The organism is Heyndrickxia sp. FSL W8-0496 (assembly GCF_038007825.1).
GTDB classification, from domain to species: Bacteria; Bacillota; Bacilli; order Bacillales; family Bacillaceae_C; genus Heyndrickxia; species Heyndrickxia oleronia.
In genome coordinates, this window is sequence record NZ_JBBOXX010000001.1 from 4,237,783 (window position 1) to 4,256,042 (window position 18,260).

The 18,260-nt window shown below is 34.2% G+C and carries 17 protein-coding genes; 3 read left to right on the forward strand and 14 right to left on the reverse strand.

All coding sequences use genetic code 11. The features are described from left to right. Window positions 1-452 precede the first annotated feature (452 nt). The 6 genes from NST63_RS21525 to NST63_RS21550 form a co-directional block, all read right to left on the reverse strand. On the reverse strand, window positions 453-1,508 hold the full coding sequence (locus tag NST63_RS21525; RefSeq protein WP_341043705.1) for a Cfr family 23S rRNA (adenine(2503)-C(8))-methyltransferase: 1,056 nt from the start codon (window positions 1,506-1,508) through the stop codon (window positions 453-455). Between the two features lie 165 nt (window positions 1,509-1,673). Continuing rightward, window positions 1,674-1,820 (reverse strand): hypothetical protein, encoded by a 147-nt coding sequence (locus NST63_RS21530; protein ID WP_212944133.1) that lies wholly within the window; start codon window positions 1,818-1,820, stop codon window positions 1,674-1,676. Window positions 1,821-2,017: 197 nt separating this feature from the next. Next, on the reverse strand, window positions 2,018-2,458 hold the full coding sequence (locus NST63_RS21535; protein ID WP_212944132.1) for a GNAT family N-acetyltransferase: 441 nt from the start codon (window positions 2,456-2,458) through the stop codon (window positions 2,018-2,020). Between the two features lie 162 nt (window positions 2,459-2,620). Continuing rightward, entirely contained in the window at window positions 2,621-3,091 is a 471-nt protein-coding gene (locus NST63_RS21540; protein ID WP_341043706.1) for a DinB family protein, read from the reverse strand. A 287-nt stretch (window positions 3,092-3,378) separates the two neighbouring features. Beyond that, complete coding sequence (locus NST63_RS21545; protein WP_341043707.1) at window positions 3,379-4,323, reverse strand: aldo/keto reductase family protein; 945 nt, start codon at window positions 4,321-4,323, stop codon at window positions 3,379-3,381. 492 nt (window positions 4,324-4,815) lie between these two features. Next, window positions 4,816-5,613, reverse strand: a complete 798-nt coding sequence (locus tag NST63_RS21550; protein WP_341043708.1) for an aminoglycoside phosphotransferase family protein — start codon at window positions 5,611-5,613, stop codon at window positions 4,816-4,818. A gap of 611 nt (window positions 5,614-6,224) precedes the next feature. Between NST63_RS21550 and NST63_RS21555 the strand changes: the two genes are divergently transcribed. From NST63_RS21555 to NST63_RS21565, 3 genes are read left to right on the forward strand one after another with little or no spacing between them, the layout of a single operon-like run. Beyond that, a complete protein-coding gene (locus NST63_RS21555) occupies window positions 6,225-6,824 on the forward strand; it encodes a TetR/AcrR family transcriptional regulator (RefSeq protein ID WP_341043709.1) in 600 nt (199 codons plus the stop codon). A 20-nt stretch (window positions 6,825-6,844) separates the two neighbouring features. After that, window positions 6,845-7,306, forward strand: coding sequence for a DUF2269 family protein (locus tag NST63_RS21560; protein ID WP_341043710.1), 462 nt, complete (start codon window positions 6,845-6,847; stop codon window positions 7,304-7,306). Between the two features lie 23 nt (window positions 7,307-7,329). Next, the gene (locus NST63_RS21565; RefSeq protein ID WP_341043711.1) at window positions 7,330-7,767 is read left to right on the forward strand and encodes a DoxX family protein; all 438 of its coding nucleotides are present in this window, start codon (window positions 7,330-7,332) and stop codon (window positions 7,765-7,767) included. Between the two features lie 361 nt (window positions 7,768-8,128). Here the strand turns inward: NST63_RS21565 and NST63_RS21570 are convergent, their stop codons facing one another. The 8 genes from NST63_RS21570 to NST63_RS21605 form a co-directional block, all read right to left on the reverse strand. Then, window positions 8,129-8,665 carry a hypothetical protein gene (locus NST63_RS21570; RefSeq protein ID WP_341043712.1) on the reverse strand — a complete coding sequence of 179 codons (537 nt, stop codon included), beginning with the start codon at window positions 8,663-8,665 and terminating at the stop codon, window positions 8,129-8,131. A 132-nt stretch (window positions 8,666-8,797) separates the two neighbouring features. Further along, window positions 8,798-9,304 (reverse strand): DUF4367 domain-containing protein, encoded by a 507-nt coding sequence (locus NST63_RS21575; RefSeq protein WP_341043713.1) that lies wholly within the window; start codon window positions 9,302-9,304, stop codon window positions 8,798-8,800. 175 nt (window positions 9,305-9,479) lie between these two features. Then, window positions 9,480-10,196, reverse strand: a complete 717-nt coding sequence (locus tag NST63_RS21580) for a DUF2812 domain-containing protein (RefSeq protein WP_212944121.1) — start codon at window positions 10,194-10,196, stop codon at window positions 9,480-9,482. After that, window positions 10,193-10,510, reverse strand: coding sequence for a PadR family transcriptional regulator (locus NST63_RS21585; RefSeq protein WP_139254835.1), 318 nt, complete (start codon window positions 10,508-10,510; stop codon window positions 10,193-10,195). The genes NST63_RS21580 and NST63_RS21585 overlap by 4 nt, the downstream gene beginning before the upstream one ends. A gap of 372 nt (window positions 10,511-10,882) precedes the next feature. Further along, window positions 10,883-13,501 (reverse strand): phosphoenolpyruvate synthase, encoded by a 2,619-nt coding sequence (gene ppsA / locus NST63_RS21590; protein ID WP_341043715.1) that lies wholly within the window; start codon window positions 13,499-13,501, stop codon window positions 10,883-10,885. 392 nt (window positions 13,502-13,893) lie between these two features. After that, window positions 13,894-14,520, reverse strand: coding sequence for a class I SAM-dependent methyltransferase (locus NST63_RS21595; RefSeq protein ID WP_212944117.1), 627 nt, complete (start codon window positions 14,518-14,520; stop codon window positions 13,894-13,896). An 812-nt stretch (window positions 14,521-15,332) separates the two neighbouring features. Further along, window positions 15,333-16,466 (reverse strand): IS110 family transposase, encoded by a 1,134-nt coding sequence (locus NST63_RS21600; protein WP_259544588.1) that lies wholly within the window; start codon window positions 16,464-16,466, stop codon window positions 15,333-15,335. A 459-nt stretch (window positions 16,467-16,925) separates the two neighbouring features. Next, window positions 16,926-18,250 (reverse strand): IS3 family transposase gene (locus NST63_RS21605; RefSeq protein WP_139254896.1). Its coding sequence is split into 2 segments (ribosomal slippage): window positions 16,926-17,872 and window positions 17,872-18,250, totalling 1,326 coding nucleotides; the frame shifts between segments, so codons are not numbered across the junction. Window positions 18,251-18,260 lie beyond the last annotated feature (10 nt).

Genomic DNA, 18,260 nt, shown 5'->3' on the forward strand with positions numbered 1-18,260 from the left:
AATACTTTTTACTTTTTATACAAAGTCGGTATATCCATCATCTATTCACAATTTCTCCGTATAAGTTTGATGGATATTATCGACTTATACGGAGTTTTACATGTGTAACAATTGTGTCTAAATTACTCATTTCTCTCCCTCCTTTATTTATAGGTTAAAGTTAAAAATCTATGAGAGAATAAAAAATCCTCCCAATTTTTCATTGGAAGGATTAGTCGTTTACTTAACTTAAATAAGCTCTTTTTTGCCATTCGAATAATGACAAATAAAGTATAAACTGATTGATTTAAAATGGACAGACTAATCCTATATTTTGTAGTTTTAAGTTATTCATTTCAAATAAAAATATAGATTAGTTAATCATTGTTCATCCATCAGTCCTCTCATAATTGTATGTTTATATTAACAATTTTTTTTATGAATTACAATATTAGCACCATCCTCACCTCAGACTACTGCTTGTTGCTCTTTTGATAATTTCCATACAATTGACCACATGCAGCATCTATATCAATTCCAAATTGACTTCTAATGGTCACATTAATACCTGATGATTTTAATTTTTTGTAAAAATTAGTAACATCATCTTCATTAACTTCACCGAACTTTAAAGGAGAACTGACGGTTGGGTTATATCTGATTAAATTTACATGATATAAACGACCTTCTTTATATCGACCTTTCAATAGACGTACTACTTCCTGCGCATGGTCAATAGAATCGTTCACCCCAGGTAACAAAATATATGCGATATATACTTTTCTTGATGTTATTCGTATATGCTCATCTAATGTGTCCAGTACATCTAATAATGGATACCTATCATTAATCGGCATCAACTTACTTCGTTGTTCATGAAAAGGAGAATGTAACGAAAACGTTAAATTAACCTGCGGATAATTCAGAGTCATTTTTTTTATACTAGGTATAATACCAATAGTTGAAATAGTTAACCTACGCGGGCTTAAAGCAAACATCGTAGGATCGGTGAGTACATCTAAAGCATCGAAAAGTTGTACATTGGCTAACGCTTCTCCCATACCCATAAAAGAAATACTATCAATGGAATGACCTTTTAAGTAAAAGTAAAGGATTTGGTCGGTTATTTCATCTGAAGTCAAATTTCTTTTTAATCCAATGTCACCTGTTGCACAAAATTTACACCCAAAATTACATCCGCACTGAGATGATATACAAAATGATTCCCATCCAGCCTTATATTTCATATTTACCGTTTCTATTTTTTCATTTCCCGAAATTCCAAATAAGACTTTAGTGACCTGCTCAGAATATTGTTCCTTTAAAGGAACAATTCCTAAAATAGACTCTCCAAATTCCTTTACTAAAATTTCTCTTAACGATTTTGGAAGTACACTCATTTCGCAGAATTTACTTATTCTTTCTTTGAAAATCGCATTCAATATTTGATTCATTCTAAAGTTGGGGTAATTATATTTCCTTAAGAATTCTTTTATTCTTCCGTACTTATTATTTTGTTTTAATTGCATCTTTCACATCCTTCCACAAGACTCTCTAGTTTTATAGGAGTAATTAGAAAGGAAGTGTCTATCGCTTAAATTAAAAATACACACAAAAAAGCACCGATAGAATTATCGGTGCCGAGATTAGAATAAAATATGGTCAAATAAATAAGGACTATAAGTCATTACCCTCTAATTTATTTGCCATAGAGGCAAAGCTCCGATAACTGTTTTTCTATGGTTGTATAGCATAAAAAAGGACAGACTACTCCCTTTGTCTGCTAAACGATTTCCAAGTTTTACATTTTTACCGAAGAGAATTCTAAAAACAGTTAACATTGCTTACACCTCCCTTTGCCAAATTTATTATTGAGTAATTTATCATATACATTAGTATATGTAAAGTGAATTTGAGAATTATTGTAAAATCAACTGCGCCTATAGTTAAAGGACATAATATATTTTATATAATTATTATGTTATGTTCTTTCTTCTTCAATTTACGATTTCTGTTAGTGTAATAGTAAATATTTATACTATAATTTCTTCTTTAAGAAAAATTGTTTTATATCTTCTGGATATTCATCATTAACGGCAAAAACCTCATAGCCCATACGCTTATAAAATTCCGGCGATTGGTACGAAAATGTGCAAGTATGAGAAAATATACAACCAAGTTCTTTCCCGAGCCTTTCAGCTTCTGCTATCATGATTTTTCCATATCCTTTGTTTCTGTATTCATCAGCTATCCAAAATACATCAATATACAGACCATAAGACCAGGTTTCACAAAACAAACCGCCCACAACTTTGCCTGAATCATCTTTTAGATATAAATTAATGTCCTTGCCTGGCTTTTTGAGCAACCCATTTGTCGCACAAACATTGTACTCATATAAATTATTACATACCTGGTTGTAGTCCGTTTCATTTGAGTCCACTGTAATCCTAATATTGTCTAAAGCTATATCAGTCATAGGGCTCCCCCAATAGAATATTTGTACTTAATCAATAAGTTGTTTCAGGTGAATTAAGTTGAATTGTAGGAATTCCATTACAATAAATTAATATTCTTCTTTAACAAAACCCTTCTATATGGAATAACTGTAAAGCTAATATAGCTCTTTAAAAGCTAATGCCTAAGCTCCTTGCATTTTACTTAAGAATACAATTTGCCCAATATGATATGCGTTATGCAAGGCTAAGCTTTTTAGTTCAAGCACTAATGATCTTTCTCCAGGGATTTGTCTATACAAGTCTTCGTGTTCTGATTTTGCTAGTATTTTTTCAAGTTCCCGATGAACATTAAAGTATTCTTGTTTTGTTTCTATCCAGTTTTGAAGCGTCGTAGGTGGTAATCGAAATGTAGATTCATTATTTTCTGCCTGGGGTTCATTTTCTGTTTCACCAAGAAATCGCATTAGAAGTCTCTTCTCATAGAAAAGTAAATGACTAACCAATTCCCAAATAGAATTCATTTTCCCCTCAACTGGCTTCCAAATTGCCTGTTCAAGAGTAATATTCTCTAGTACTTTTTCAAGTGGTGGAAACCAATCTTCTTCATCTAAGCAGCTTGCCCATTGCTGTAACAATAGTGTCCGTACATCCATTCTACTCCCCCCAATTAATCCCTTTCATAGATACTCCCTTTAATCAAAACTTCATTTGTGGCATATTTTTCTTGCATAACTTATAATTTCGATACGAACCAGTCGATTCCCTCCCATCAAACTGCCCGTTAGCTATCTACAAAAAAGGATTGCCGCAGCAACCCTGATTCTTTAATTTTTGCACCCTTGAGTCTAACAAGAACTTAAAGTGAAAAGGTATTTAATTGATATTCGAATAGGAAAAAACACCATTTCCACGTATTACTTCCTAACCTTTTTACAGTGCCTTATCTTAAAATATCCTCAATTCGATTAAGAGTTTCATCATTTAACTTTACACCTGATGCTTTTACATTTTCCTCCATTTGTTCAGGGCGACTGGCCCCAACAAGAGCACTGGAGACATTTTGTTGTCGTAAAATCCACGATAGTGCAAGTGTGGCAAGTGACATGTCATTGTCTTTGGCGACCTCTTTTAGTAGTTCCACTTTATCGAGATTCTCATCAGTTAATAATCCAAATAGATTACTGTATTTTTCTTGTGATGCACGGCTTCCTGCAGGTGCCTGAGAACCCTTCTGATATTTACCAGTTAAAACACCCTGGGCAAGAGGAGACCAAACGACTTGGCCAATACCATGTTTTTCACATATTGGGATGATGTCCTTTTCAATATACCGTTGAAGCATACTGTATTGTGGCTGACTGACAACAATTCGGTCAAGGAGCTTTTTGTCTGCAAGATGTACAGCTTCTGTAATTTGCTCAGCTGTCCATTCACTAACTCCGATATATAATACTTTTCCTTGGCGTACAAGGTCATCTAAGGCCCGCAATGTTTCATCGAGCGGGGTTTCCTGATCAAAACGGTGACAGTAATAAATATCCACATAATCGGTGTCAAGACGTTTTAAACTCGCATGACATTGTTCCATTATATGCTTTCGGGATAACCCACGATCATTCGGCCCATCACCCATTGGCCAGAATACCTTCGTGGCTAAAACGTAGGAATCACGTACGTACTTCTTTAAGGCTTTTCCGACTACAATTTCTGCTCCCCCTTGCATATAAACATTGGCAGTATCAAAAAAATTTATCCCAAGGTCATATGCCTTATCAATAGATGCTGTAGCATTTTGTTCCTCTACATACCCACCATACGTAAGCCAGCTCCCTAAACTTATTTCACTCACTTTTAGTCCTGTATTTCCTAAACGACGGTATTCCATGTTTATCCCTCCCCATTAATTTCGTGACACAAAATAAAAATACTATTTGTTTTCTGTTATGTAAATCTATCCTAACGGCTAGATCATTACCATTTTTAGTGGACTCACATTGATTGGTAGTTTTGAAAAACATTCATTTTATCAATAGAAATTTTCTAATAATATCCACAGCTTTTATCCCCAATTTTTGGTGGAGATTGCAAACTCAAAGCTGTATAATCTGCACTTTTCCCAGTTGTTTATATTGGTTTTTGGTATGTATATGCGAAACAAATAATAAGTAAAACTAAAATGAAGAAAACAGCTTTCTTCAAATTTGTAGCCCTTAAACACATTTCAATCACTCTATGACTATTGTATACAAATAGAATACGACACCCCATCTAAAAGTCCTGCTTTATTTTATTAACCTGCCTCTTGAAGAGAATGATATTTAACAAAAACAGCGTCAAACCTTCTAGGCTTAACGCTACTTCTTTTTTTACTTATTCTTCAAATCCACTCTTTTCCATGTTCACGAATGAAATTTATATCGTTTTTATAATGTTTAAGTTCCCCATTATTCATCATCTTTTGAAAGGCAATGTCACCTTCACTAGCCTTTCTTATCATAAATTTACATAATCCTTCTAATCGTAACAATACCATCTCTACAAAATCTTCTATTAATCCCTCAATACCGTAAGATTCAAAAAACAATTTAACTCTTTCTTTTATTCGTTTGGCATCCTTTAATGAATCATAATAAACTGCCTCACCTGTTTCAGTGTGATAAAGTCTACTTAAAGGAACGCAAGTATATAGAGTATAAGCTATATCCCAAAGTCTTGGACCAGGAGCAGCAATATCAAAATCAATTATGCCTGCTGGTTTTTGGTGATTAAAAATGATGTTATATATAGCAAAATCATTGTGACATATAACCTCCATCTTGTTTGGAGTATTATCTATTGGATTCCAATCATCTGATAAGGGAAAGTCACTTACTGCATCATGATAATGACGTAGCATTTTAGCTATATCTTTTAATCCTTCATTTGACCACATATATTCTTTTAAAGGATAATTACCAGCTTCTCCTTCAATAAATGATAAAATCTCTCTCCCTTTTTCATCAATACCTAAGAACTTTGGTGCATAACTAAACCCATTGTTTTCTAAGTGCTTTAATAACTTATGAATTTTGGGACTTTCTGGTTTTAATTCTCGCCTAACAGTATCTCTCGAACGATAAACGTTAGAGACATTTCCTCCTGTTAGCATTTCTTCATTTTCGTACTGACTTGTCATTAATTTTCCCCCGATATAGGAACGCTATGATAGTGCCAATAGAGATGTAATTCTCCCCATAAAAAAACAGATATACAAAGGTATCTGCTTAGTAATGGAAATTTAATTGTCCACACCATGGAATCCCTTGAATGATTATAGATTGATCCTTAACAATCAAGAATCGCCATTATCTCTCTATTCAATTAACTAATCATTTCAAAGTATTCCACACATGTAGTATAGATTCCCCTTTCTTTACATCTCTATATAAACATTACTAAATGTTACCAAATAAATTAAAGAGGATTTTATGTATTTATTGAATTTTACGGTCCTTTGCAACAATTCGATAAATACATTACTACCTCTAAGATTTCAACTCTTGCCCCCTTTACTTAAGTACAATACTTAACAATTCTTTTTCACCTAATAAACTTAATCCTTAAATGTGTTGGCAACAAAAATGACGCGAACTTATTAAAGAAAAGCGTCCTTTAATGGAATAACACATTAATAATATTAGCTAATACTGTTAAACAGAGTAATTAAATAAGAAATTGTTTCCAAACCGACCGTCGGTATGTTATTATAACCTTATCAATAAATCTAACGATAAAGGATGAAGAGGAATGGACCGAGAATCAAAACGAAAAAATACAAAAAAGTTACTATTGGATGCAACAAGAGCTTTAGTACAGGAAAGAGGATGTCACAAAATGACTCTGAACGACATTATCAAACGTACTGGACTTTCCAAAGGAGCTATATACCATTATGTGAAAAGCAAGGATGAACTATTGGCTTTAGTTTTACAGGAAAGGATTGAAGAAACCAATGATCGATTTTTTGCGGAAGTAAACCAAGGTAAAAAAGAGTTTGAAGGCCCTTTGAAAGAAATTGTTAAAAATTTGCCATCACTGCAAGACCCCCACGATGCAACAAATCAAATCTTTCTTTATTTGTTATCGAAGAACGATCAGCCTGCTGTCAGTACAATAATTAATAAATTTTACGATCAGTCCCTTCAATTATCCAAACAGTGGATTACTGCCGGTCAACATGCTGGGGTCATTCCCTTATCGGTTAATGCAGATAAGACAGCTGAGTTATTTATATTGATCTCCTACGGCTTCCGTGTGCGCAGTTCCATCTTTAATGATTCTCACGATTTCAGTGCAGATGATTTTTCATTACTTATGGTGGATTTACTGCAATCAAAACCAAAATAAAAGAAAGGGTGCTAACCACAATGAACGTTTTGTTGTTTTTGCACATTCTTGGAGCAGTTATTTTTCTTGGGAATATTGTCACTGCCGCCTTTTGGAAAATTAGAGCTGATATAAAAAGGGATCCTAAGTTTATTCATCATACTGTGAAAAACGTTATGTTGGCTGATTTCATCTTTACATTGCCAGGATTAATACTAATTATTGTTTCAGGCATTTTAATGGCCGTTCAATCAGGCTATTCAATGGACACTTTCAATTGGCTTACATTGTCATTATTCCTGTTTGTATTAACCGGCTTTCTTTGGTTAGCGGTACTTATACCCATACAGCGAAGCATGGTCCGTTACAGTGCCCGATCAATAGACGACGGAGTCATTTCGAATAAATATAAGAATGTATCTCGTTATTGGGCAATTGTAGGAATAGCAGCTACCCTATTACCTGTGGTCATTTTGTATCTTATGATTACAAAAGCATTTTAAATTAACAAGAGAGGATGAATTAAATGGCTCCTTTTATTGTTCTAATTGTTGGATTTCTGCTGTTTAGTGTAATTGGTTATTTTGAATTACCTTTGAATGAATGGCAAACATCATTGCGCCTTGCTGTCGCTATCATGTTTTTATTTACTGCAATGGCTCATTGGGGAAAGAGACGTCCAGGTCTTATTAAAATGGTACCTTCTTCGTTGCCATATCCCAATTTCATCGTAACAATTACGGGGATATTGGAAATTATCGGTGCTTTAGGTCTGCTAATAACGATCACTTCAAAAATTGCTTCGATATGCTTGGTCATTTTACTAATTGTTATGTTTCCAGCTAATATCCATGCTGCAAAGGTAAGTGTCAGGATTGATGAAAGACCCGTTACGCCTTTGTTTCTTAGAACCATCCTGCAAATAATATTTGTGACAGCTGTAATTTTAGCCGGATGGTATTAAATATTCAAAAACATGTAGTTTCAAATCTTACAACCAAGTTCCTACTATTCTTCAACAATCTGAGCCCTTTTGTAAAGATTATGAATAACTCTTTATCTGGTCTTTATTTATTGTGTTTATAGATAATTTGTGGAGCATAGCTAGAGTTAACTTCGCTTATCCCAAAAGGGCTTGAGTACATTTTCACCTTTGAAATTAATCTTGAGGTTCTTCCTAACAATTACATACCAACAATAATAAGTCCCTCTATATAGAGTTCCTTAACTTTTCATTATTCAACTAGACTTCACCATGATTTTTTTAAAATGTCCCTTATAAAAAGAATGTACATGTTCATTTAATAACTAATTTTTTATTTTAGTTAATAATCAATTGAATCAGCAATATCAACTAACATTTCGAGAGTCACCTTTCTAGACAGCCTTTTATCAATACTTAAGAAATATTGCCAAGTATCTCTTTCGAAAACTAATATATTAAAACCTGATACGTTCATATATGTTGCATCATTACCGTTTTTTAGTTTAACGAGTTTTAAAACATACTTATCTGGGATTAAGATTTTATGCTTTATAGGGTGAACATTAATCTTATAATGATTTTCAGGTGATTTATCACTTATAAACTTTACTTCAAACGAATCGTTACTATCGCCTTCTAAGTTACTAAACCTTCCGAACTGATGTGTAAAAGTAATGGGGGGGTGTCGGAGGGGTAGCTTCAAATCTTGTTTGAAATAATCCTCAAATTCTTTTATTGCCTCATCTACAGATTTATAACCAACTTCAGGAAATATCTCTTCAAATGGTCTTGGAGGATTATTTGTATTGGCATATGCCTTTTCGTTAGAACCAATAACATTTAACAAAAGTAAAACAATAAGGTTTATTCTTTTCATAGTTTTACACCCTTTTTTAGATGTATAATCTCCAAATATTATCCAACTATCCTGCATCTTTGGTTCAATTAAAAATTGAACCACAAGGAATTATTCCTGATTACACCAACGATTTCTTTATGTAATGACTGCCTACTCTATAGAACGTGCAATCTCTAACATTTTCTCGATAGGTATAGTTAAACTAAATAATTCTATGTTTGTCCCATCTTGTGTCCACTGAAGTACACCACCAGTTAAAATTTCTCCTTTATAATCAACTTCACCATCATTTCCCCATTTTATTAATTTGCCTAAATGTCCATTTATAATTACTGTCTTGGCATACGGATTATTCTCTTCCGTTTGCTTCTCTGCTTCCTTCGTTTGTTCAATACTAATCTTCATTTTTTCATCGTTTTTATCCATATAATGCAATCTAAAGCTGGTGAAATTGGTCTTTACTTCCCATGGGTAAGTTTTGATTTCTAATGTCCAGTCATCAGGTACATTTTTTGGTACGAGTACATTAAAATCGACGTGATGTTTAATTTCACGAATAGTTTTGCTGTTATGGTTATATTTAATTGCTTTTGAGAAATTGGGAAAAGTTACTATCATTAAACATAAAACGATTAATATTCCTAATTGTCTTTTCATATAAACACCTCAGCATTAGCCTGCCTACACTAAGGGCTATTTATTATTCTTTTATTAAATTTACAAACCCTATAGTGGAACAAAAAAAGATCGCCGTAGCGATCTCATCTTCCTCAAGTCTTGTACTTGATAGCTCCATAAAAATGTCAAAAAAATTTACAATGAAACGCTTATCCTAAGCTTTCTTCCCACCTATTTTATGATAAATAGACATGATGACCCAAATTGCAGTTGGAAGTAAGATTGCTCCAATGATCATAGATACTATGAGTTGAACTGCACTACCATTGACTAAAAACAAAATCATAACAGCCATTAAGAAGAAAAGGATTAGTATCGTTTTTGATAAATAGACGAATCCTTTTTTTTCTTTTGCCTTCCATTTGTTATTGTATGTCGTGATTACAGTCCAAGCTGTCGGAATGGCAAATACAGTTAAAATAATAGCTATCACATAAAGTACTGATTGAAAGGTACCTGAACTGATCATTGCTCCAATCCATGCGATCACTGTTATTAAAACGAGCGGAATGGCAAAGTAATTCATAGAAAGGGCTAAATTCGCATACTTTTCAGCCGATGTGTCACGGTCGCTATAGATTGGTATTGTACCAGGATCTGCTCGGAATAAATGAATATCACCTTCTGAGGCAATATGCGACCATCCAGCAGATGAAAAAAAGTCAAGGTATTCCTCTACTTCATCCTCGTTTAACGAACGATAATCTACACTGTAGATATAATCAAAGCTTTCTCCTTTTTTAAGCGTATATCCCATAAACTTAAAATCACTGACATGCCAACCCTTCAAAGAAAATTGGCGTAATTTTTCCATGTCCTTATCCTCAGAAAAAGCTAACCCACCTGACATAATATACTTTGTTTGTTTCATTCTTCCACCTCCTTCAATCCAGTTTCCGCTAATTGAATCATCTGTTTTCTTAGCTTTACATCTTCTTCTAACACGTCTCTACCCTTTTCAGTGAGCAGATAGGTTTTACGTCTTGAATCCGAACCATCATATAAATAAATCCATTCTTGTTTTAATAACTTTTTAATAATCGTGTACATTGAAGCGGGACCTATTGTAATTGCACCTTTTGTTGTTTCTTCAATTAAGCTCATAATTGCGTAACCATGCCTTGGTTTCGTTAATGCAGCCATAATATAAAACATTGAATCTGTTAATTGCTCCGCTTTATTCATTCCTTCACCCTCTATATCATCATAAGATATATCACAAAACGATACATATATCTATAAACAATATATCATGATGTGATATATATGTCCAGAATTATATCATAATTTGATATATCAATTAATGATATTTTTTTTAGCAAATAAAGAACTATGACAATGGACTACACTAACAAATTATTGCCCATGTAAAAAGCGACGCAAATGATTATTTTTGCGTCGCTCATAGAATAATTCAATTTAAATATAATAGTAGAAGTTTTATGGGAATCTTATTACTCCCCCTAGTATCATTTCTAGATAGTTTGGGGTAAAAGACACCGTACTGGTAACCAATGGAGCGGAGCTAACTAATGAAATCTGCTTGTATTTTAGTCATTACAATATTTCAATATATCCTTCTGTTCCATGCACGCGAATTTTTTGCCCATCTTTTATCAGTTTGGTTGCATTCTCCACTCCGACTACTGCTGGTAAGCCATATTCACGTGCGATAACTGCTCCATGAGTCATTAATCCACCAACTTCGGTGACTAGACCTTTTATGGATACAAACAATGGTGTCCAGCTAGGATCAGTAAATGCGGTGACTAATATATCTCCATCTTCTATATTTGCATCTTCCATGTTTAAGATGACACGTGCTCTTCCCTCGATAACTCCAGAGGAAACAGGTAAACCAACAATGGCTTCGGCTGGTAGATTGTCTCGTTTATACTTACCTGTTATGATTTCACCATCTGATGTAATCACACGTGGTGGAGTTAGTTTTTCATATAATTTGTACTCGTCTTTTCGTTTGTTGATAATCTCGTAATCCAATTTATTTGTGCGTACTATTTCAGTAAGTTCCTCAAAAGTGAGATAGTATATATCTTCTTTTTCATGAATAATTCCCGCTTGAACAAGTTTTTCCGCTTCTTTCAGTAAAGCTTGCTTATAAACAAAGTAGCGATTGATCATGCCGTATTTTGGATATTCACGATAACCAATAAAATTCCGGATGATGCTAATCATTTGTTTTGTCTCTTTAGCTTTTTGTTTACCATCCGGTAGTCGTTTCAATCTATCTACTAACTCTTGTTCTTTTTGCAAGGCCTCCTGGCGACCTTGCTCGAATTTTCTCTTGCTTTCATTCGGCTCAAAATTCTTGATGTTACTTAGTATCAAAGGGATAAGTGTAGTAGGTTTTTCACTCCAACGAGTTCTAGTTATATCGATTTCACCTGCACATCGCATCCCATATTTGCTAAGATAGGCATTAATCGCGTCTCGGGTTTCCTGCCCACCATCAAACTCAACCAGTTCATCCAAAAAGTGATCATCTTTGACATGTTGTAAATACTCTATGATCTTCGGATAAGGACGAATCACATCTGCAACATCCATTAATGCTAGACCCATTTCCGATGTAATATTGTATGGTACAGATTGAGAAAGCGTATCTGCTGCGTTTTTTTCACCTAACCACTTATTCATTTTTTCATTGATCCATGATGATGCATCCATAGCAGTCCTAAACACAATCGAACTTTGTGGGTTAAATAAGATCCTCTTTAATTCCTGGATATCCTCTAAAATAAAATCAAATAAATCCGTTCCCGATTTCATTTGGATGTTTTGTCTTAACATTTCTATCGATGTTTCGCTACTCTTAATCAAATCAGAAACAATTGTTGGATTGTTTTCGATTAGTGTCTGAAAATCCACCATCGAATTACCTTTATTACTTATACTCGGACGACTCTGTTCTTTCTTATCATTTGAGGACGGTGTTATGAAATCCTTTCGCTCTAGTATGGTCATTAATGCATCTTTTAAGAGTTGATCGTGTTTTTCCATACCATTTAATAAAATTTCTCTACTAACAGGTGAAGCCAGATTTTGTGTAACATCAACAAACAACCTACCACCTGCTTTACGCATAGGAGCAGGAGTCGTTAACAGCCAAAAAGATAATCCCAATGGTTTCATTGGGTCAGTCATCATTTGTTGATGGCCGACAGAAATGTAAACGTGATTTTCTTTATCATTCGCTTCAGGGATGGGGTATAAAGTAGTAATAGGACGACTCTGGACTATATAAAATGTATCATCAACTAAACAACATTCGATGTCCTGCGGGCAACCAAAATAAGCTTCAATCTGTCTTCCAATGTGAGCTAATTGTAAAATTTGTTCGTTAGTAAGTGTTTGAAACTTTTGCTGATCAGGAGCAATCTGCTCAGTCTTTGTTCCGCCTTCTTCTCGTGCATAGATGGCCAATTTTTTTGTTGCTATCCTCTTATCGACGATTTCCTCTTCTCTCACTTTATAACAGTCGGCCGTTACAATACCAGAAACTAATGCTTCTCCAAGTCCAAAACTGGCGTCGATTGATAGGAGCTTTCGGTTGGAGGTTATTGGATCAGCGGTAAATAAAATCCCTGAAGCCTGTGGAAACACCATTTTTTGAACGATAACGGATAAATACACTTGACTGTGATCAAATCCATTTTGCATACGGTAGATGACCGCACGATCTGTAAATAGGGAAGCCCAGCATTTACTAATATGCTGCATAATTGCTTCTTTGCCGATGATATTTAAATAGGTGTCTTGCTGACCCGCAAAAGATGCATGTGGTAAATCTTCTGCAGTCGCACTAGAACGCACTGCATAAGCATGTTCCTCGCCAAATTGGGAGAGATAGTGAGTAACTGCTTTCACAACATCGGAAGGAATTTCAACTTCCAGCAGAATTTGTCGAATCTTACGGCTGATTTCACCAATCTGATCTCGATCTTCAACCTGTAGCATTTTTAGTTGGCCCAATAAAGCGTGATACGCATCGTTTTGTTCGATAGCTTTTTGAAATCCCACTGTTGTAATACAAAATCCTTCTGGTACTTGTATTCCTTGAATTTTTGATAATTCTCCTAAATTTAACCCTTTTCCTCCAACGAGCGAAAGCTGTGTTTTTTTTATCTCCTGAAAATCGAGAACCAAAGAACTCATTCAACATCTCTCCTAACCGTTAATGTTCTATAGATTTTACCAGCACGATATAGAAAGAAATAGTCTATAATGTACTTTTTTTATATGCTATAATTAAAGTAGGAAGAGGACATGAATGTCTGAAGTACAATCTTTTTCAGTAAATAACCTTTCCTTATTTGAAAAGATTACAAAACTAATAATCCCAATCTAGACTTCAAAAAAGTGGTACTAACGTTGCACCACTTTTTTTATTGTATGAAAAGGAAAGCCTATTAAACTTGGAATTTTTAAGGTATATATTCAATGATAATGATTACTCTAAATTATTATTAATTTTTTTATAACTTTTGCTGGCACTCCTGCATCACAATATTTTCCGGTAAAATGAAGCAAAAAGCACATTCTTACCTTTACCATTTTTTCATACATTTCACCATTATAAAATTTATTGAAGGTTTATTTTTCATGTCCTTATTTGGCTCATCAATTTCCGAAAACTCAACCAAACCATAGTCTCCAAAATCTTGTTTTATGGAGTCAGAATCATAAAAAAACATTTTTACCCCTTCCATTATCTCAAAATAGTCTTTATCCAATTGTTTGCCTTTACTAAACATTGGTGCCTTTTTTGAAACAGTTGTAAAAATCATACATCCATTCGGTTTTAACTGATCGTAGCAATCTTTAATAAACTTCTTTCTCTCCTGCTCATTCAATAAATGTATAAGTGCGTGAGAGAATATGCCATCGTAAAGTTTGTTATCAAAAGGCATATCAGTAACAGAACCATGAAAAATTTCATTATCAATTCCATTTTGCCTCGCCAAACCAATTGCTGTTTTTGAAATCTCAATACCCGTAACATTTATTCCATTTTCAATGAATACCTTCGCATTTCTTCCATATCCAATACCTGGTATTAATATATCCTTAACGTTTTTTTCAAGGAAAAAGTCCTTTATTAAAATTGCGGAGTTGGTGGGCTCGAATCCCCACATTGTCTGTTTGTCAATAAAACTTGATTCCCAAAATTCCATTATATCTCTATCTCCTTCAAGTTATAATTTGGCTTTTTTTTATCATACTAATTACTAAAACTTTACCTAATTAGCAACCATTCTGAAAAAAGCCTATATTTTAATTGGAAACTATGTTGCTTGACACTATTATTCCTGTCATAGATATAATGACTCTTTAATAACTATAATCAGACATCTTCATTTTGTAAATAGCCATTCCTTAAAAATGAACGGAATGTATTCCTATATTTACATGTTTGTACTTATTTAGCTAAACTACTCCTATCGTGGAATAACAAAAAAAGGCTTTACTTTTTAAGGAGGTAAACCCTTATTCTTTAAAATGCTAGATTATTATATTGGTAAGAGAATTTAACTCCCAATCTAAAAAAAAAAAAAAACGGCAACTCAAAAAGACTACTTATTATACAAAGTTCGGGATTTATACTTTTTCTAAAAGATTTAATTTATCTCTTTTACTGTATTCTGTTAATCTATCCCTTTCACACAATAGCTTCACAAAAAATATGAACCCTTCTTGGATCTACAATGGTTTTACTGCACCTTCTTTATCATTCTTTCCCTAAAAATCAGGTTAAACCCTTGGATTTGTTTTCTTTTTTAAAGGCTGTTTTTGTATCGTTTGTTGCTTTTGTACAAGCCCAACTGCCAGCTTTTACTCCCAACAACTTTAAGAATAATTTATTGAGTTTAAACTTGATTAAAATTGTGCAAGCTATAAATAATTTAATTTGGGCAATAGGAAAGCAGAGCTACCGAGTTTTTCGGTTTCTCGTTTAACTTTTCTGTTGTTTGTCTATAATGCTAATTTAAGTTGACTCGTGGTAGGGTTCCTTATTCTGAAGCATATGATAGACAATAGTTAGCATTCGATGTCCGATGGCAACGAGTGCTTTTTTCTTTCCCCTTCTTGCAGCTAGTGACCAATATTTGATTCCTAATCTTTGTTTCCGACTTCTTGAAACAGCCCACGCAGCCTCACACAATGCAGATTTAATATGAGGATTTCCTTTAACTGTTTTAGTGTTTTTTTTCCTTCCGGCACTTTCGTGATTTCCGGGCGACAATCCTGCCCATGATGCAAGATGTTTAGAGGTTGGAAATTGTCCCATATCTACTCCTATTTCCGCAATGATAACAGCTGCCGTGTCTTTCTTAATTCCCGGCATTGTAATCAGAAGCTGTACTTCCTCCTGATAGTTGGATAAAATGACGTCGATTCTTTTCTCGATATCTGATATTAATTCTTCTAAATTAACAATGTGCATCCAAGATTGCTTAATAAGAAATAGCTGGTGATCATTTAATGTTCCAAATAGTGAGTCGGTAATCAATTGCTTTTTATGGGCCATTCTTCCATGTATTTTTTGTTCGACATCTTCTTGGTCGATATAACCTTCATTCATGAGTTGTTCCAACAGTTTTCGTCCTGATACTCCAAATACATCTGAAATAACTGTGCTTAATTTAATATTTGAGGACTCTAGTACCTTTTGGATTCGGTTTTTTTCGGATGTCATGTGTCCAATCCATTTTTTTCTGAGGCGAGTCAAATCTCTTAAATTTCGAAAGTCTTCAGAAGGGACAAAACTTTTCTCTATTAAGCCATGTCTTAATAATTTAGCAATCCATTCAGCATCCGAAACATCTGTTTTCCTTCCAGGGACATTTTTAATCCTTTGAGCATTTGCCAAAGTAATATCAAAGAAATCCTCCAAGATATTGTATACAGGTTTCCAGTAGACGCCTGTACTTTCCATTGCGATGTGGGTTACTTCCTTCTCCTCAAGCCATTTAAGAAGATGAAACAGATCCTTCGTCAAAGTAGGAAATGTTTCGGTCTCCTTAATCAAGTCAGTTTCTGATTCTCCAAGAATGACGCAGGCAACTATTGTTTCCGAATGAACATCTAGGCCTGCACATCGTTTGTGCAATGTTTCCATTTCACTCCACCTTCTGAAAATATTCCACAAACAGTGGAATGAATTTGAAATTAAACATTTTTCTGTTCGTAGTCATCTCTCGAAATGAGAGAGCTAACAATGGGTTGTGCACCAAATTCATTCCAACAGTTTTCTCAACAGGGTAAAACCACCAATAAGAGCTACGTCATATACTCACTGTTTGTGGTATCTACATTATGGGACAGTGAACCTATTTTCATTCTGGGTTGAGAGCGAAAGATCATGAAAGTTTTCTCAGTAAAATGAACGTTTAGCGATCCTCAGTCGATATTTATTACTTATAACTTTACTAAAATAGCAACAATGTTTGAGAAAAGAGCCTTTTTAAAAGTTATTTTTAAGTTTTATAGGCTTAAAGATGGGTAAAAAAGTACTGTGGAGTTGAGATCTGAACTGCGCCCTAAATTTCGGACAGTTTAATAAAAGTAACCCTGCTATTTAAGCAGCGATTAGATGACTTCGGTATTCTGCCGGAGTCATCTTTTTTAAATTCCATTGTCTTCTTGATGCATTATAGAAAATCATATATTGATTAACTAATTGTTTTAGTTCTTCAAATGTATGAACTTCTTTATAGTCCATTTCATCTTTCATATGTCCAAAGAAGGATTCCATTGGTGCATTATCGATACAGTTCCCTCTACGTGACATAGATTGTTTCAAATTCATCTGTTTCACCCTTTTTTGAAATTCTGGATGCGTGTAATGGAAACCTTGATCAGAGTGTATCATGGCTTCTGGATGTATATTATTCCCTAATTTCTCTTCTAATTTTGCTAGAGTATTGTAAACAATCGACATTTTCAATGTTTGTGATAATTCATATGCCACTATTTCACGTGTAGCGACATCCTTAACACAGGATAGATAGGCTGTTTTTCCTCGATACTTTAAATAGGTAATGTCAGTTAAAAATACTTTTTCCGGCTCGTCTTGTGTAAATTCACGGTTTAATCTATTTGGTAATGTCTTATGTTCTTGAGTAGCTTTTGCAATATTTTTATATGGGTTTGCACGTCGCACTTTCGCAAAGAAATTATACTTGCGCATTAGACGGCGTATTTTCTTTGGGTTCATTGGGTTTTCAAGTAATTCACATACTTTCATATAAAGTCCACGATAGCCAACTTTCCCTTTGAATGCATCATAGATGCACTTTAAAAAGAGATAATCCTCATAATCATTGTTCTCTCGAATGGCATGTTTTTCAGTATTCCGCAGCCATGCATAATAACCACTGCGACTAACATGTGCGACAGTACATAGCTCAGAGACACTATTGATTAGTTGATATTTACGAATTACTTCATTGATGACTGCGTATTTTTCATGTGGAGCTACTTGTGTTTCTTCGCCTTCCTTTCGAGTTCCTCTAGCTTTTTTAGTAATTCAATTTCAGCTTCGAGATAACGAATACGAGCCTCTGCTTTTTCTAGCTTCTTATCAGCGGATAACTCACTAGTTGTTGGTCTTCCCGTACTTCCTTTTCCTCGACGTTCTTCCAAAAAACCATTTTCTCCATATTGATTAAAAGTATTTCTCCAACGCTTCAAAGCTGATTTAGCTTTTTTAGGGCCAATCATTTCAAGATCAAACCCATTTTCTATAAAGATTTGAGTAGGTCCTTTCCCAGCTAAGTTCTCATTTACTGCTTTAATTTTAAATTCAGGTGTATATTGAATCGCTCGGTCAGATACTGAAGCAACATTGGGATTGGCTTCTAATAGTTGACGTTGATGTTCATTAAAATAGATTTTACTCATAAGATAACTC

Excerpts from the sequence above, each read along its gene's own strand:
- NST63_RS21550 (WP_341043708.1), bottom strand. The coding sequence starts at position 5,613 with ATGACAAGTCAGTACGAAAATGAAGAAATGCTAACAGGAGGAAATGTC.
- NST63_RS21575 (WP_341043713.1), bottom strand. The coding sequence starts at position 9,304 with ATGAAAAGACAATTAGGAATATTAATCGTTTTATGTTTAATGATAGTA.
- ppsA (WP_341043715.1), bottom strand. The coding sequence starts at position 13,501 with ATGAGTTCTTTGGTTCTCGATTTTCAGGAGATAAAAAAAACACAGCTT.
- NST63_RS21545 (WP_341043707.1), bottom strand. The coding sequence starts at position 4,323 with ATGGAATACCGTCGTTTAGGAAATACAGGACTAAAAGTGAGTGAAATA.
- NST63_RS21585 (WP_139254835.1), bottom strand. The coding sequence starts at position 10,510 with ATGAATAAAGCGGAGCAATTAACAGATTCAATGTTTTATATTATGGCT.
- NST63_RS21535 (WP_212944132.1), bottom strand. The coding sequence starts at position 2,458 with ATGACTGATATAGCTTTAGACAATATTAGGATTACAGTGGACTCAAAT.
- NST63_RS21530 (WP_212944133.1), bottom strand. The coding sequence starts at position 1,820 with ATGTTAACTGTTTTTAGAATTCTCTTCGGTAAAAATGTAAAACTTGGA.
- NST63_RS21600 (WP_259544588.1), bottom strand. The coding sequence starts at position 16,466 with ATGGAAACATTGCACAAACGATGTGCAGGCCTAGATGTTCATTCGGAA.
- NST63_RS21560 (WP_341043710.1), top strand. The coding sequence starts at position 6,845 with ATGAACGTTTTGTTGTTTTTGCACATTCTTGGAGCAGTTATTTTTCTT.
- NST63_RS21580 (WP_212944121.1), bottom strand. The coding sequence starts at position 10,196 with ATGAAACAAACAAAGTATATTATGTCAGGTGGGTTAGCTTTTTCTGAG.
- NST63_RS21595 (WP_212944117.1), bottom strand. The coding sequence starts at position 14,520 with ATGGAATTTTGGGAATCAAGTTTTATTGACAAACAGACAATGTGGGGA.
- NST63_RS21570 (WP_341043712.1), bottom strand. The coding sequence starts at position 8,665 with ATGAAAAGAATAAACCTTATTGTTTTACTTTTGTTAAATGTTATTGGT.
- NST63_RS21555 (WP_341043709.1), top strand. The coding sequence starts at position 6,225 with ATGGACCGAGAATCAAAACGAAAAAATACAAAAAAGTTACTATTGGAT.
- NST63_RS21525 (WP_341043705.1), bottom strand. The coding sequence starts at position 1,508 with ATGCAATTAAAACAAAATAATAAGTACGGAAGAATAAAAGAATTCTTA.
- NST63_RS21540 (WP_341043706.1), bottom strand. The coding sequence starts at position 3,091 with ATGGATGTACGGACACTATTGTTACAGCAATGGGCAAGCTGCTTAGAT.
- NST63_RS21565 (WP_341043711.1), top strand. The coding sequence starts at position 7,330 with ATGGCTCCTTTTATTGTTCTAATTGTTGGATTTCTGCTGTTTAGTGTA.